Source organism: Sporosarcina sp. Y352, from assembly GCF_056786535.1.
In genome coordinates, this window is sequence record NZ_JBXCJE010000018.1 from 1 (window position 1) to 13750 (window position 13750).

Sequence of the window (13750 nt, forward strand, 5' to 3'; positions counted from 1 at the left end):
AAGAGGTCACACCCGTTCCCATACCGAACACGGAAGTTAAGCTCTTCAGCGCCGATGGTAGTTGGGGGTTTCCCCCTGTGAGAGTAGGACGTCGCTGGTCTGTTATTCCAAAAGAACATACTAACTGTATGATCTATTACATTATTCCGCAGTAGCTCAGTGGTAGAGCAATCGGCTGTTAACCGATCGGTCGTAGGTTCGAGTCCTACCTGCGGAGCCATTTAGGAGAGCTGTCCGAGTGGCTGAAGGAGCACGATTGGAAATCGTGTAAGCGGCTAACGCTGTTTCAAGGGTTCAAATCCCTTGCTCTCCACCAGAATTTACTTTCATAATAATGGCCCCTTGGTCAAGCGGTTAAGACACCGCCCTTTCACGGCGGTATCACGGGTTCGAATCCCGTAGGGGTCACCAATACTTTTTCAAAACGAAGTTTTGAAAAGAGTAATCCATAAGTACTTTAAACGAAGTTTTAAAAAGAGTTTATCAATATTTTACCCAGGAGGATTAGCTCAGCTGGGAGAGCACCTGCCTTACAAGCAGGGGGTCGGCGGTTCGAGCCCGTCATCCTCCACCATTAAGTTTTTTAAGCAGATCCACCGCTTAAATAAACTTCCATATATTTACTTATATAAATACTATTGTCGCGGGGTGGAGAAGTGGTATCTCGTCGGGCTCATAACCCGAAGGTCGCAGGTTCAAATCCTGCCCCCGCAACCAAATTTTATTGTGAATACAGCCTTTTACACACAATTCTTGTACATAGAAGGTTCAGGTTCATATACATTTATTGATATTTTATATTGTTGTCGCGGGGTGGAGAAGTGGTATCTCGTCGGGCTCATAACCCGAAGGTCGCAGGTTCAAATCCTGCCCCCGCAACCAAATGGTCCCGTGGTGTAGCGGTTAACATGCCTGCCTGTCACGCAGGAGATCGCCGGTTCGATCCCGGTCGGGACCGCCATTTTTTATATTAAAGGTTTAGAATAAGCAAGCAGATAGTTGAAGCAATCGAATATAGGATAGAACGTATGTAGTTACGTGACTGACCGAATGATTGAATTAGACATAAAGGTGCATAGCTTAACAAAAGCCAAACATGTGGCTCAGTAGCTCAGTCGGTAGAGCAAAGGACTGAAAATCCTTGTGTCGGCGGTTCGATTCCGTCCTGAGCCACCATTTAACTTAATATGCCGGAGTAGCTCAACTGGTAGAGCAACTGACTTGTAATCAGTAGGTTGAGGGTTCAAGTCCTTTCTCCGGCACCATATACACCTATTGTGGTGGGGTAGCGAAGTGGCTAAACGCGGCGGACTGTAAATCCGCTCCCTACGGGTTCGGCGGTTCGAATCCGCCCCCCACCACCAACTTTTTTTAACATGAATTATGTGTTGAAATGAATTTCCATTTAGGGGCATAGTTTAACGGTAGAATAGAGGTCTCCAAAACCTTTGATGTGGGTTCGATTCCTACTGCCCCTGCCATTTTTTTAATTCAACTTATTATTTTGGCGATTGTGGTGAAGTGGTTAACACATCGGATTGTGGTTCCGACATTCGAGGGTTCGATCCCCTTCAGTCGCCCCATTTTTTACACTTTCTCAAATCAAATTAAACGTCATGGCGGTTGTGGTGAAGTGGTTAACACATCGGATTGTGGTTCCGACACTCGAGGGTTCGATTCCCTTCAGCCGCCCCATTTTTATATTTTTTCAATTCAAATGAGATATCATGGCGATTGTGGTGAAGTGGTTAACACATCGGATTGTGGTTCCGACACTCGAGGGTTCGATTCCCTTCAGTCGCCCCATTTATCTTTTTGGGGTATAGCCAAGCGGTAAGGCAACGGACTTTGACTCCGTTACTCGTTGGTTCGAATCCAGCTACCCCAGTTTTGCGGAAGTAGTTCAGTGGTAGAATACGACCTTGCCAAGGTCGGGGTCGCGGGTTCGAATCCCGTCTTCCGCTCCAATTTCTACGGCGGCATAGCCAAGCGGTAAGGCATGGGTCTGCAACACCCTTACCACCGGTTCGATTCCGGTTGCCGCCTCCATATTTTATTACTACAGTATGGAAAATGAATATTACTATGCCCGAGTGGTGGAATGGCAGACACGTCGCACTCAAAATGCGATGCCGCGAGGCGTGCCGGTTCAAGTCCGGCCTCGGGTATCATATGGAAAAAACACAACTTCGGTTGTGTTTTTTTATGCTTACTTTTAACTACTGTGGTATGGTTTTTCTAAAGTGATTGAAAGAAAATCGGGTGGAGGAATCAATATGCCTTTAATAGAACATCAGCAGTTTATTCATGCCCCTATTGAACGCTGCTTTGATCTTACACGTGATGTGGATATTCATACTCGTACAACAGAAAGTACGAAAGAGAAAGCCGTGGGTGGCATTACGACAGGTTTATTGTCGGCTGGGGATGTTGTCACATGGGAAGCTGTTCATTTCGGTATAAAGCAAAGGCTGACTGCAAAAATAACAGTAATGAATAGACCCTATCTGTTTGAAGATATAATGGTGAAAGGCGCCTTTCACTCTTTCACACATATTCATGAGTTTATTGAAAAGGATAATGGCACTCTGATGATTGACAGATTTCAATATACATCACCTTTTGGACTGATTGGTGTTATAGCAGATAAGTTGTTCTTGGAAAGCTATATGAAGAATTTTATCATGAGTCGGGCTATAGCACTGAAGGATATTGCAGAAAGTGAGTAACGGGTGTTTCGTCACGAAAAGGTGACTTAATAAATAAGTATTGAATTTATCTACTATATAAATTGAAATCAAGAATTCCTTCCAACCCGCTTCGACTAGACCTTTTAGGGCACCTACGCTCAGGCTATTAACCGGATTCAATATTTAAACTAATATAGTGAAAAAACTCCTTTTACCAAAACTTTTTTTAAATTGGTAAAGGGAGTTTTTTGGGGGAAGAAATAGGCGAAGTTTCATTCTAACCTTTGAAGTAACATGTCTTCTTATTTATCTGTAATAATTTACATAATAAATCGTCTAATAACTAAAGGGGGGGAGATTGTGTGACGAACCATAAAATCGAGGAGTGGTTTCGACTGTACGAAAGGGATATCACGAGTTTCCTAACTTACTATACAGGTTCACTGGACGTCGAGGACCTTGTACAAGAGACCTTCATGATTGCTATGAAAAAGATGTCTAGCTTCAAAAATCAATCCCATCCGAAAACGTGGTTGATTTCAATCGCAAGGAACAAGGTCGTCGATGAATATCGCAGAAGGAAAGTATGGGGGAAAATCAAATACTTATTTTTCCGTGTGCAAAGACATTCAAATGAATTGGAAGACCAAACAATTCAGAACCAGGAGATTATCCAATTATACAAAGCAATTCATCAACTTTCTCCGCGATATAAAGAAGTGGTAATACTTAGGGGCATATTAGAGCTAACGCCTAAAGAAGTGAGTGAAATACTGAAAAGTAATGTGAATCAAGTGAATGTCACGTTTCATCGAGCGTTAAAGAGACTAAGGGAAATACTTGTGGAGGAGGGCTATGCTAATGAAGAGGGTGGAGAACTTACAAGAAAATCTGAAAAACCTACCTAAATACACATTGAATGTAGAACAGAAAGAAAGAGTCAGCCTGGCTTTGAAAAGGAGGACGAAATCTAGAAAGAGAGCACAATTTGTTAACCCTATCATTGTATTCACTTTACTATGTGCGACTGTATTTGTTCTTGCCCTATCAAATAATTGGTTTTATGAACTGAGACAGTCGTTTCAGCCTCAAGTCGAATTTACATCGGGAGAAGCGGAAACCTTCAACTTAGCAGATAGTAATTATCAAGTGACTGGAATTGAAGGTAAGGTGGGAATGTTATTTAACGAGAAATTTGTTGCAGAAGATGCTAGAAGAGGAGCAAAGATGATGCTCTACTTTTGGGGGGATGCGTCAGAACTCGCAGGTGAAAATTACACAGTTGAAGCTAGAAATACTTACAATAAAAAGATTACAATGTCTGAAGGGATTTTTGATGGGTTTCTATTTGCTGAAGATATTCAACAGATATTGACTAGTTTTCCACCATTTCCGACAGAGGGTGAATGGCAACTTTCCTTCCTTGTGAATGATCAATTACTAGAGGAATTCACAATTGAAGTCCTTCCACCATTTCCAAAGACCGAACATTATACTTTGATTAATCAACCAATGGAACTTAAAGTAGGTGAGGAGACTGAAATCACAATTGAAAGTTCAGTGGATAGTGGGAAGGAAATAGAAGTGAAGTTACTGAATAAGAAAGGAAGTATAGTGTCTGAACATGTTTTTGCCCAAGGCGGCAGCTATATTGGAGCGGGTTCATTTATTTATCACTATCAAGGGAATTTAAAATTACCAGAGCATGGCACCTGGACATTACTCATCGATGGTGAGAAAACAAAGCCATTCAAAAATTGAAGCTAAAAAAATCGCTCCTTTCCGTCGATGCGGAAGGGGCGATTTCCATTATGGGAGATCAGATTATACTACATTGGGGTTGACCATTGCAGTTAGCTTGGTAGCTTTTCGGTTCATTCCCCTCAATTATAAACACTATCAGCCTACTTCAATAGATGTCTGTTCCTTATGTAAAACATAAGAACGAACGTCTCCGCCGCTAAGGCTTGTGAACATATTTCCACATGCTCTCGTCAGTTCAAAAGCTTTAGCCGCATCCATGGATGGGCGTAGAAAGTAGATATGCATTGCTTCAGTCGTTTCTTCAGTTACTGCTGTTCGGATTGAATCGACATAGGGACTTCCAAATGAGCTATAATCATCTTTCAAGAGTATAATGTCTTTTAACGAATTGAAACGGCCATTTAGCCCATCATATCCATCATCGTTGGTACCTGTCGTAACCAATACATCACCGACGATTTTTTGGAAATCATAGATGCCCATTGGAATTGAATGCTGCAAGGATAAGAAGTTGTTTAAGTCGACGGCATTATGGAATGGGTTAATGAAGTTTTCCTGTTTGATCCGACGCATAAGTGCTTCTGAAGAATTGCGGTAGCGATTTGGATCCGCGCCAAGTGTTTTCCATATCGTACGCCATTCCTTAATAGCGGGTAAATCAGTAATAGATTTATCCTCAAGTTCAAAGAAAAGTTGCTCTTGGAATAATTGCAATTTTCCTTTTAACATTTGAGGCGATTCTGACACTGTAATTTTGGTATAATGGTTAATGCCCAATTTTAAATCGGGCACGGCTTCTAATAGGTTTTTAGCCAATTCAATATTCAATAAATTCACCCTTTATATAGTTTAATTCAATAGTAGCATAGTGGAGGTGATACAGTGTGAATGCTGTTCAAGTGCAACAGTTAGTGAGGGCTTATGCGGAGTCGATTGGGATTGATAAAGTCGGTTTTACAACAGCTGCACCATTTCGTGAATTGAAAAACCGCTTGAAGCGCCAGCAAGAACTTGGCTTTCAGTCGGGTTTTGAGGAAAAAGATTTAGACAAAAGGACTGAACCTGGACTTCTGCTAGATCAAGCAGAGAGTATCATTTCAATAGCTATAGCGTATCCATCTAAAATGGCTGATTCACCGAAAGGGAAAAAAGGGGAAAGACGGGGAATCTTTTGCCGTGCATCCTGGGGCACGGATTATCATACGGTTTTACGGGAGAAGTTGAAACTTCTTGAAGAATTTATATTGGGACAAGTACCCACCGCTAGAGTAAGATCTATGGTCGATACTGGGGAACTATCTGATCGTGCAGTTGCGGAACGGGCGGGTATCGGATGGTCTGCAAAAAACTGTTCAATTATTACACCTGAGTTTGGTTCATATGTATACCTAGGTGAAATGATCACGAATATCCCGTTTGCGCCAGACGTTCCGATGGAAGATGAATGCGGGGAATGTAGACTCTGTCTTGACGTATGTCCAACCGGTGCTTTGATTCAAGGAGGGCAGTTAAATGCGCAGCGTTGCATTGCTTTCCTAACACAGTCGAAACTCCCAATCCCGGAAGAATTTCGGATGGAGTTTGGTAATCGAGTGTACGGGTGTGATACATGTCAAACGGTATGTCCGAAAAATAAAGGAAAGCATAATTTGCATCAGCACGCTTTCCAACCGGACCCTGAACTGGCTAAGCCACTTCTTCAGCCGATTCTTAAGTTGTCGAATCGTGAATTTAAAGAGAAGTTTGGCCATGTATCAGGATCTTGGCGCGGAAAAAATCCGATTCAACGAAATGCAATCATTGCACTCGCGCATTTCAAGGAGGAGTCTGCGGTCCCTGAATTAATCAGTATGCTAGAGAATGATCCAAGGCCCGTCATTCGTGGTACGATTGCTTGGGCACTTGGTCGAATTGGTTTGGAAGAAGGACATGTAGCTATAAAGGAAGCATTATTGAAAGAGGAAGATCCGGAAGTGCGCGCTGAATTAGAAAAGGCGGCAAATAGCTGGAAAGAAAGAGTTTAAGTGGAGGAAGTGTTGAAATGGCAATACATGTAGCATTATTTGAACCGCTCATTCCTGCAAACACAGGGAATATTGCACGGACATGCGCGGGAACAGGAACAAAATTGCATCTTATCAAGCCGCTCGGTTTTTCGACAGATGATAAAATGTTGAAACGGGCGGGGCTCGATTACTGGGAACATGTAGATATTACGTATCATGAAGGAATCCGTGAACTATTTGCAGAAAATCCCGATGCCCTGTTTTATTTTTTGACGAAGCATGGAGATAAAGCTCATACTGCCTTTGATTATTCAAATGTTTCACAAGATATATTTTTCGTTTTTGGAAAAGAGACGAGCGGACTACCTGATGACGTTTTACGTGAAAACGAAGATAGATGTCTTAGGATTCCAATGAATGATAATATACGGTCACTCAACTTGTCGAATGCTGCTGCTATTCTTATTTATGAAGCACTTAGACAGCAAAATTATCCAGGACTGGCATGAAAAAACGGGACAGCCAGAAGGCATGTCCCGTGTATTAATCATTATTTTCTTTGACCAGGTATCTTAACTTTACCAGGCTTATCATCGTATCCACCTGTAAAAATTGCAGATAGGAATGCGAAGCAAACACCTATAATTAGAATTACTGTCATGATAGGTACCTCCTGTAAATTCATTAGTAGCTTTATTAAGTATACCCTATTTTTATTGGAATTGAAACGACCGTCTGGAAAAATTGTGACAGAGCAGAGAATAGTGAAACTTTTTGTTCGCTTGTCCGTATATAACATAACGACTAAAACGATATGGAGGTAAGATATATATGAATTATTCTACAGGAATGAAATGGGTGACAGCAATTGCTGAAGGGTTTCTCGCAATTCCACTCATTGGGGGAGCTTTTGTCATAGGTACTGGCTATTCGGCACTTGTCGTAATGTTTGTACTACACGCAATTACGTTAATTCTTTCAATCCGTGAGATGCAAGGCAAGTCTGCATCGATCCTAGGTCTTGTAACAAGCGTAGTGAGTGCCATACCACTCATAGGCTGGTTCATGCACCTACTGACTGCAGGAGCGCTCTTACTATCGGCAATCACTTCTAGCCGCAGAGTAAATATATAAGAAAATGCGCTTCCGCTTAAAAACGGAAGCGCATTTTTTAATGTGGTAAAAAGAACAGTTGATAGGTGAACAGTACTGCGAAAATATACAAAAGCACAGGAACTTGTTTCCCTTTCCCCTTAACAACTTTTAAAAGCGGGTAGGTGATGAAACCTAGTGCAATACCTGTCGCAATGCTTGAAGTGAGCGGCATCGTCAGAATAACTAAAAATGCCGGGAATGCTTCATCGAAAGAATCCCAGTCTACATCTTTGACAGCGCCAATCATCAGACTTCCGACAATGATTAAAGCAGGAGCGGTTATCGCTGAGACACTCGATAACGAACTAACGAGCGGACCAAAAAATGCCGCGACAAGGAATAGAATTGACACTGTCAGTGTTGTCAAACCTGTCCGGCCACCTACTGCTACGCCAGAGGAAGATTCAATGTATGCTGATGTAGGGCTCGTTCCAAACATGGAGCCGAATGTCGTTGCAATAGAATCTGCAAGTAATGCATGACGTGCACGTGGTAGCTTGTTTCCTTTCATCAGGCCTGCCTGTTTTGCAACGCCAATCATCGTACCAGTTGTATCGAACAAGGTCACGATAAGGAAGGCAAAGACGACACCATACAAACCGTGTGAGATAACATCCCCGACTGCCGTAATGGGATTCCAGACTAAAATACCCTCAGGTAAATGAGGCATTTTCCATAATGCGCCTTCAAATTTAAGCTGACCTGTAAATGCTGCGACAATTCCCGTCAAAATCATTCCGATGAAAATCGAGCCATAGATATTCAGCGTCATAAGAATTATCGTAACTAGAAGGCCGAATAAAGCAAGTAGAACCGGTGGTGAGGTGAGGTCGCCAAGCTTAACAAGATTCGCTTCATGTGGAGCAACGAGTCCGGAGAGCCGTAAACCAATAAAGGCAATGAATAATCCTATCCCGGCCGTAATTCCCAGTTTCAAGCTCTCTGGAATGGATTCGATTAATTTTTCGCGGAAAGATGTCAATGATAAGAGAACAAATAATAGTCCAGCAACGAAAACTGCGGAAAAAGCGGTCATATAATCGAGTTGTCCATCAGAGGCAAGAATAATAGATGTGAAATAAGCGTTTAATCCCATCCCTGGAGCAATCGCAATTGGATAGTTGGCGAAAAGGGCCATCCAGAGTGTACCAACAACAGCCGCGATAATCGTCGCAATGAATACTTGCTCAAACGGTACACCTGCGTCAGCAAGTATAATGGGGTTAACAATGACGATATAAGCCATTGTTAAAAAAGTAGTCATACCGGCTAATAGTTCAGTTTTTACTGTGGTATTATTCTTTTTTAAATGGAACAACGTAATTCTCCTTTCAAAATACGAACGAAATGAGGTTCAATTACAATAATATTCGTTTTTACAATTAAATTCAACTCTGACTTTTAATCAGGGAATTCGTACTATTCGAATGACGCTTGTACAATTAGTAGTATAAAGGTTAGAAAGGGGAAATACACAATGTCAAAACGATTTACTGGAACAATTGAGCTTGGAAATGGTGTGGAAATACCACAATTAGGTCTTGGTGTTTATAAAATGACAGAACACGAGCAGACGGTCGAAGCAATTGCCTATGCAATCGAAACTGGATACCGTGCAATCGATACAGCAGCCATCTATGACAATGAAAGAGAAACAGGTGAAGCGATTCGACATTCCGGAGTTCCAAGAGAAGAGCTGTTCATTACATCAAAAGTTTGGAATACTGATCAAGGATATGACGATACATTGCGTGCGTTTGAGACTTCTTTAAAGAAATTGGACTTAGATTATTTGGATCTCTATTTAACACATTGGCCAATCACTGGAAAATACACGGATACATATAAAGCAATCGAACGACTATATGACGAGAAGCTCATTCGTGCAACGGGTGTTTCCAATCATCACAAACATCATCTTGAAAAAATACTCGTTAAAGCGAATGTTGCACCAATGGTAAATCAGATTGAACTTCATCCACGTCTGACGCAGGAACCGCTACGTATGTTTTGTAAAGAGAACGACATTGCTGTCACGTCTTGGTCTCCGCTAGCACGTGGGAAATTGCTTATGGAACCAACACTTCTTCAAATTGGTGAACAATACGATAAAACCGCTGCACAAGTAATTATTCGTTGGCATCTGCAGAATAATCTTATCGTCATACCCAAATCAGTGACGCCTGAACGAATTCGGGAGAATAGTGAAGTTGCCGATTTTGAACTAAGGCCTGAAGAGATGGATTCGATTAATGCACTAAATCTCGACGAACGAACGGGAACTGATCCGGATACTTATTAAGTTGAAAATGGACGAGCGTTTTGAGATTGGCATCTGTCAATTGACCTTTTAACTTCATTCAGCAAATCTTTTTGTACTGAAAGCGAAGCGTCAGCTACAGAAGTCTTCCACTTCTATAAGTAGCGAGATGAATGCGAACAAAGTCTACAATTCAGCGGGGGTTTAAACCCTTGCTGAATGGGGAGAAATTGAGTTCCATTTCTCCTTGTTAAGCCTCCGGCGGATGTCACAGATTTTGAATTGAGCAAGCTCAATTCAAAATCTTGACGCAATCACACCGAGGCTTGATTGATTACAAAAAAAAATGCCATGGAGAAACACCCTCCATGGCATTTTTTACATATCTTTCATTTCAACTAGTGTCTGTTGCTCTGAAAATGGATGGATGAACGATACTGCAGCTGCAGTTAATCGATAATTGCCATCTTCCGTTTCACTGCCATCGTATAATGTATCGCCTTTAACGGGATGTCCAAGATGAGACAAGTGCACACGAATCTGATGTGTGCGTCCTGTTTCCAGTTCAGCTTCAACAATGGACGTATCTTCTTTGCGCTCAATGAGTCGAAAGTTTGTAACAGCAGATTGTCCTGACGTTGAGACCAAACGTTTCGCTGGATGATGTCGATCGCGTCCGATAGGCAGTCTGATTGAACCTTTAGGCCTTTTCAGGTATCCGTCTACTTCTGCAATGTATTTTCTGCTGATGTCGTTATTCTCAATCATCCGGTCGAAAAGTGCTTTCGCAATTGGATGCTTCGCAATAAGGACGACACCGGAAGTACCTTTATCGAGACGATGGATATGCTCAGCATATTTACCGCCATTGCTTTTTATATACGCCATGACAGCGTTCATCAGCGTACCGGTTTCACGCGGTCCATCGGGATGGGTTGAAATGCCGGCGGGCTTTACGACTGCGAGGATATGTTCGTCTTCGAATAACACAATTACGTCGACTTTTTCGTCAGGAACGTATGTTGATGCTGCGTCGGGAAAAGTGAAAACCAACTCTGTGCCAGAAACGAGGGGCTCCCGCCAATCATCGACAGGCTCGCCAGTTGAGCCTAGTACACTTTTACCCATTCGCATTAAATGGACTGTCTTTTTCCCACCCTGCCATTTATCCTTGAGCAGATGCTCGACCGTCATATTGTCTTCTGTTGTCTTATAATGAAATAACGTCATCCAAATCAACCTTCCTACACGTATTCATTATTTTCCTTCGAATTCATTGAAAAACGCACGAATATTTTCCTCTGGTTGTCCACCAAGCATTCGTCCAACTTCTTTTCCATTCTCATAATGGACAAGTGCTGGCCAAGATTCGATTTTGTAGTCTGTATTCATTCCTACTTTATCTCCATATTCTAGCATGTTAAATTGCTGCACATTGACATTCATTTCCTTGGCGATTGGCATCATTACGGGCGTCATTGCTATGCAATATTGACATTCGGGATGGAAATAGTAAGCAGTAACTGATTCACCAGCTTCGATTTTTTTGAAAAGTTCATCTGGTTGTACGATATTGCTATAGTTTTCATTGCCAATCAAATCAATGGTTGATTTCTCGAGATTGTCCGTATCATAAGGATTGTCTTTCAATTTTGTTTCGTTTGCTTTGTTCGCTAAGACGACAATTAGAATAAAAATAGCAATAATAACTCCGCCGATAATCAATAGTTTTTTCAAATTACTTCGACTCCTTCTGCCATTTTAACATGAAAAGGCTTGTGATTAAGATGATTAAAAATGCTGTTAACGCCAAAAAAGGAATAGTGATGAATCCTAGGTAGTTTATGTATTGCCCAGTGCAAGAAACATTTCCACATGTCGGCGCACTGTCGCCCAAGAAACTAATTTTTTGGAGTCCATAATGATATAGAGAAATGCTGCCTCCAATAATAGAAAAAACTGCTGTGGTTAAAGCAATTTTCGCATTTTTCTGGAAAAGGGCAATACCTGAAATGAGTACGATAGGGTACATCAGGATCCGCTGGTACCAACATAAGGTACATGGTTCATACCCTTTTACTACCGAAAAGTATAACGAACCGAGTGTTGCCACCAGCGAAACTGTCCAAATAAGAATTAGACTGTTTTCCATTCGTTTTTGCATAGTTTCAACTCCCACTTTAGTAACTTCATACATATTTGATTATAGAGCGTGAAGTGAATCAAGTAAAATATTATTAACTGATGGGACACTGCGATATAATGAATACAAACAGGTTTGGAAGAGGTGTTTCAGGTGAGTGAGGAATTTGATTTGTCCAATTTTGAAATAAGTATGATTATCCGTCAGATGAAATTTGAGGATATAAAGAAGCTTTTAGGTATGCAGGAACTGTGTTTTCCGGGTATGGATCCATGGGAAGAAGGTCATCTGAAAAGTCATTTGGAGAAGTTCCCAGAAGGACAGCTAATTGCTGAGTTAGATGGAGAAATCATAGGTTCTTGTTCAAGTCTGATTATCAACTTCGACGAGTATGACGACCGTCACACATGGGATGATGTAACAGATGAAGGGTATATAACCAATCATAATCCCGACGGTTATAATATGTACGGTATTGAAGTGATGGTTCATCCGGACTATCGACGTATGAAAGTCGGTCAGCGTTTGTATGAAGCGCGTAAGGAGCTTGCAAGAGAGCTCAACTTGAAGTCGATTATCCTCGGAGGGCGTATTCCGAACTATCATAAATTTGCGGATGAAATGTCCCCACGAGAATATGTGGATTCTGTGTCACGCCATAAAATCTATGACCCTGTACTAACTTTTCAGTTGATGAACGACTTTACGTTGATGCGGGTTAATCCGAATTATTTACCGGATGATAAAGCATCTAAGAAATATGCAACACTTATGGAATGGAATAATGTTGATTATAAACCACTGACAAAACGACATTTCAAAACGAGTTATCCCGTCCGTATTTGTGTTGTTCAATATTTAATGCGTAAAATCAATTCGTTTGAAGAGATGGCTCATCAGTGTGAATACTTCGTGGACGTCGCTTCGGATGCCAATTCTGATTTCGTGGTTTTTCCGGAAATATTTACGACCCAGCTCATGTCCTTTATGGATGAAGTATCACCGAGCCAAGCGGTTCGTAAAATGACAGAGTATACGCCACAATACATTGAGATGTTTATGAACTTAGCGGTGCGTTACAACGTGAATATTATCGGTGGATCCCACTTTGTAGAAGAAGAGAATGAAGAAATCTATAACATCTCCTACTTGTTCCGTCGAGACGGTTCAATTGAAAAACAATATAAGATTCACATTACGCCAAATGAACGGAAATGGTGGGGGATTAGTGCAGGTGATGCGGTGCGCGTGTTTGATACGGACTGTGGGAAGATCGCGATTCAGATTTGCTATGATATCGAATTCCCGGAACTCGCACGTATTGCGACCGATATGGGGGCTAATATTATTTTCACACCATTCTGTACTGAAGACCGCCAAGGTTATTTACGCGTCCGTTATTGTGCACAAGCCCGTGCCATTGAAAATCAAATTTATACCGTGATATCAGGTACGGTAGGCAACTTGCCACAAACGGAAAATATGGACATCCAATATGCGCAATCAGCGATATTCGCACCATCCGATTTCGAATTTGCCCGTGATGGCATCGTCGGTGAAACGAATGCTAACTTGGAAATGGTTCTTATCGGAGATGTTGACCTTGAGATATTACGCCGTCAGCGTCAAGATGGAACTGTTAAGCAATTGAAAGATAGAAGGCATGACGTGTATCATATTGAGTATAAGAAGGATTAATAGTTGAAAAGCGCCACGCATTCCGAGAAATCCG

General features: G+C 41.6%; 13 protein-coding genes, 18 tRNA genes and 1 rRNA gene. 27 read left to right on the forward strand and 5 right to left on the reverse strand.

All coding sequences use genetic code 11. The features are described from left to right. The 22 genes from rrf to AC1TO6_RS19365 form a co-directional block, all read left to right on the forward strand. Window positions 1–100, forward strand: a 5S ribosomal RNA gene (gene rrf / locus AC1TO6_RS19260); the annotation flags it as partial. A 45-nt stretch (window positions 101–145) separates the two neighbouring features. Then, window positions 146–220, forward strand: a tRNA-Asn gene (locus AC1TO6_RS19265). A 4-nt stretch (window positions 221–224) separates the two neighbouring features. Next, window positions 225–316: transfer RNA gene (locus AC1TO6_RS19270), tRNA-Ser, on the forward strand. Window positions 317–336: 20 nt separating this feature from the next. Next, window positions 337–411 (forward strand) — tRNA-Glu (locus tag AC1TO6_RS19275). A gap of 87 nt (window positions 412–498) precedes the next feature. Beyond that, window positions 499–574: transfer RNA gene (locus AC1TO6_RS19280), tRNA-Val, on the forward strand. Between the two features lie 68 nt (window positions 575–642). Beyond that, a tRNA-Met gene (locus AC1TO6_RS19285) sits at window positions 643–717 on the forward strand. A gap of 90 nt (window positions 718–807) precedes the next feature. Continuing rightward, window positions 808–882: transfer RNA gene (locus AC1TO6_RS19290), tRNA-Met, on the forward strand. Between the two features lie 3 nt (window positions 883–885). Continuing rightward, window positions 886–961, forward strand: a tRNA-Asp gene (locus AC1TO6_RS19295). Window positions 962–1100: 139 nt separating this feature from the next. Further along, a tRNA-Phe gene (locus AC1TO6_RS19300) sits at window positions 1101–1176 on the forward strand. 13 nt (window positions 1177–1189) lie between these two features. Then, a tRNA-Thr gene (locus AC1TO6_RS19305) sits at window positions 1190–1265 on the forward strand. A gap of 14 nt (window positions 1266–1279) precedes the next feature. Next, window positions 1280–1364: transfer RNA gene (locus tag AC1TO6_RS19310), tRNA-Tyr, on the forward strand. A 43-nt stretch (window positions 1365–1407) separates the two neighbouring features. Continuing rightward, window positions 1408–1481: transfer RNA gene (locus AC1TO6_RS19315), tRNA-Trp, on the forward strand. 26 nt (window positions 1482–1507) lie between these two features. Beyond that, window positions 1508–1583, forward strand: a tRNA-His gene (locus AC1TO6_RS19320). A 36-nt stretch (window positions 1584–1619) separates the two neighbouring features. After that, window positions 1620–1695 (forward strand) — tRNA-His (locus tag AC1TO6_RS19325). A 35-nt stretch (window positions 1696–1730) separates the two neighbouring features. Next, window positions 1731–1806, forward strand: a tRNA-His gene (locus AC1TO6_RS19330). A 10-nt stretch (window positions 1807–1816) separates the two neighbouring features. Continuing rightward, window positions 1817–1888, forward strand: a tRNA-Gln gene (locus tag AC1TO6_RS19335). Window positions 1889–1892: 4 nt separating this feature from the next. After that, window positions 1893–1967 (forward strand) — tRNA-Gly (locus AC1TO6_RS19340). Window positions 1968–1975: 8 nt separating this feature from the next. After that, window positions 1976–2049 (forward strand) — tRNA-Cys (locus tag AC1TO6_RS19345). Window positions 2050–2087: 38 nt separating this feature from the next. Continuing rightward, window positions 2088–2168, forward strand: a tRNA-Leu gene (locus AC1TO6_RS19350). A gap of 108 nt (window positions 2169–2276) precedes the next feature. Beyond that, entirely contained in the window at window positions 2277–2729 is a 453-nt protein-coding gene (locus tag AC1TO6_RS19355; RefSeq protein WP_482103244.1) for an SRPBCC family protein, read from the forward strand. A gap of 323 nt (window positions 2730–3052) precedes the next feature. After that, window positions 3053–3598 carry an RNA polymerase sigma factor gene (locus AC1TO6_RS19360; RefSeq protein ID WP_482103245.1) on the forward strand — a complete coding sequence of 182 codons (546 nt, stop codon included), beginning with the start codon at window positions 3053–3055 and terminating at the stop codon, window positions 3596–3598. After that, window positions 3552–4451, forward strand: a complete 900-nt coding sequence (locus AC1TO6_RS19365) for a hypothetical protein (RefSeq protein WP_482103246.1) — start codon at window positions 3552–3554, stop codon at window positions 4449–4451. Before AC1TO6_RS19360 ends, AC1TO6_RS19365 begins: the two co-directional genes overlap by 47 nt. 138 nt (window positions 4452–4589) lie before the next feature. Here the strand turns inward: AC1TO6_RS19365 and AC1TO6_RS19370 are convergent, their stop codons facing one another. Next, entirely contained in the window at window positions 4590–5291 is a 702-nt protein-coding gene (locus AC1TO6_RS19370; protein ID WP_482103247.1) for a B3/B4 domain-containing protein, read from the reverse strand. Window positions 5292–5338: 47 nt separating this feature from the next. Between AC1TO6_RS19370 and queG the strand changes: the two genes are divergently transcribed. From queG to AC1TO6_RS19385, 3 genes are all read left to right on the forward strand, one after another. Beyond that, the gene (gene queG / locus AC1TO6_RS19375; RefSeq protein WP_482103248.1) at window positions 5339–6478 is read left to right on the forward strand and encodes a tRNA epoxyqueuosine(34) reductase QueG; all 1140 of its coding nucleotides are present in this window, start codon (window positions 5339–5341) and stop codon (window positions 6476–6478) included. A gap of 17 nt (window positions 6479–6495) precedes the next feature. Next, window positions 6496–6969 (forward strand): tRNA (uridine(34)/cytosine(34)/5-carboxymethylaminomethyluridine(34)-2'-O)-methyltransferase TrmL, encoded by a 474-nt coding sequence (trmL, locus tag AC1TO6_RS19380; RefSeq protein WP_482103249.1) that lies wholly within the window; start codon window positions 6496–6498, stop codon window positions 6967–6969. Window positions 6970–7291: 322 nt separating this feature from the next. Further along, window positions 7292–7594 (forward strand): hypothetical protein, encoded by a 303-nt coding sequence (locus AC1TO6_RS19385; protein ID WP_482103250.1) that lies wholly within the window; start codon window positions 7292–7294, stop codon window positions 7592–7594. A 37-nt stretch (window positions 7595–7631) separates the two neighbouring features. Here the strand turns inward: AC1TO6_RS19385 and AC1TO6_RS19390 are convergent, their stop codons facing one another. Continuing rightward, window positions 7632–8933 carry an NCS2 family permease gene (locus AC1TO6_RS19390; RefSeq protein WP_482103251.1) on the reverse strand — a complete coding sequence of 434 codons (1302 nt, stop codon included), beginning with the start codon at window positions 8931–8933 and terminating at the stop codon, window positions 7632–7634. 159 nt (window positions 8934–9092) lie between these two features. On the opposite strand from AC1TO6_RS19390, the gene AC1TO6_RS19395 reads away from it, so the two are divergent. Continuing rightward, window positions 9093–9917: an aldo/keto reductase gene (locus AC1TO6_RS19395; RefSeq protein ID WP_482103252.1), complete on the forward strand. Its 825-nt coding sequence runs from the start codon at window positions 9093–9095 to the stop codon at window positions 9915–9917. A gap of 336 nt (window positions 9918–10253) precedes the next feature. Here the strand turns inward: AC1TO6_RS19395 and AC1TO6_RS19400 are convergent, their stop codons facing one another. The 3 genes from AC1TO6_RS19400 to AC1TO6_RS19410 are packed head-to-tail and all read right to left on the reverse strand — an operon-like array spanning window position 10254 to window position 12039. Beyond that, the gene (locus tag AC1TO6_RS19400; protein WP_482103253.1) at window positions 10254–11105 is read right to left on the reverse strand and encodes an RluA family pseudouridine synthase; all 852 of its coding nucleotides are present in this window, start codon (window positions 11103–11105) and stop codon (window positions 10254–10256) included. Between the two features lie 27 nt (window positions 11106–11132). Then, the gene (locus tag AC1TO6_RS19405; protein WP_482103254.1) at window positions 11133–11612 is read right to left on the reverse strand and encodes a thioredoxin family protein; all 480 of its coding nucleotides are present in this window, start codon (window positions 11610–11612) and stop codon (window positions 11133–11135) included. 1 nt (window position 11613) lies between these two features. Further along, window positions 11614–12039: a disulfide oxidoreductase gene (locus AC1TO6_RS19410; protein WP_482103255.1), complete on the reverse strand. Its 426-nt coding sequence runs from the start codon at window positions 12037–12039 to the stop codon at window positions 11614–11616. Between the two features lie 132 nt (window positions 12040–12171). Between AC1TO6_RS19410 and AC1TO6_RS19415 the strand changes: the two genes are divergently transcribed. Next, window positions 12172–13716, forward strand: coding sequence for a GNAT family N-acetyltransferase (locus AC1TO6_RS19415; protein WP_482103256.1), 1545 nt, complete (start codon window positions 12172–12174; stop codon window positions 13714–13716). Window positions 13717–13750 lie beyond the last annotated feature (34 nt).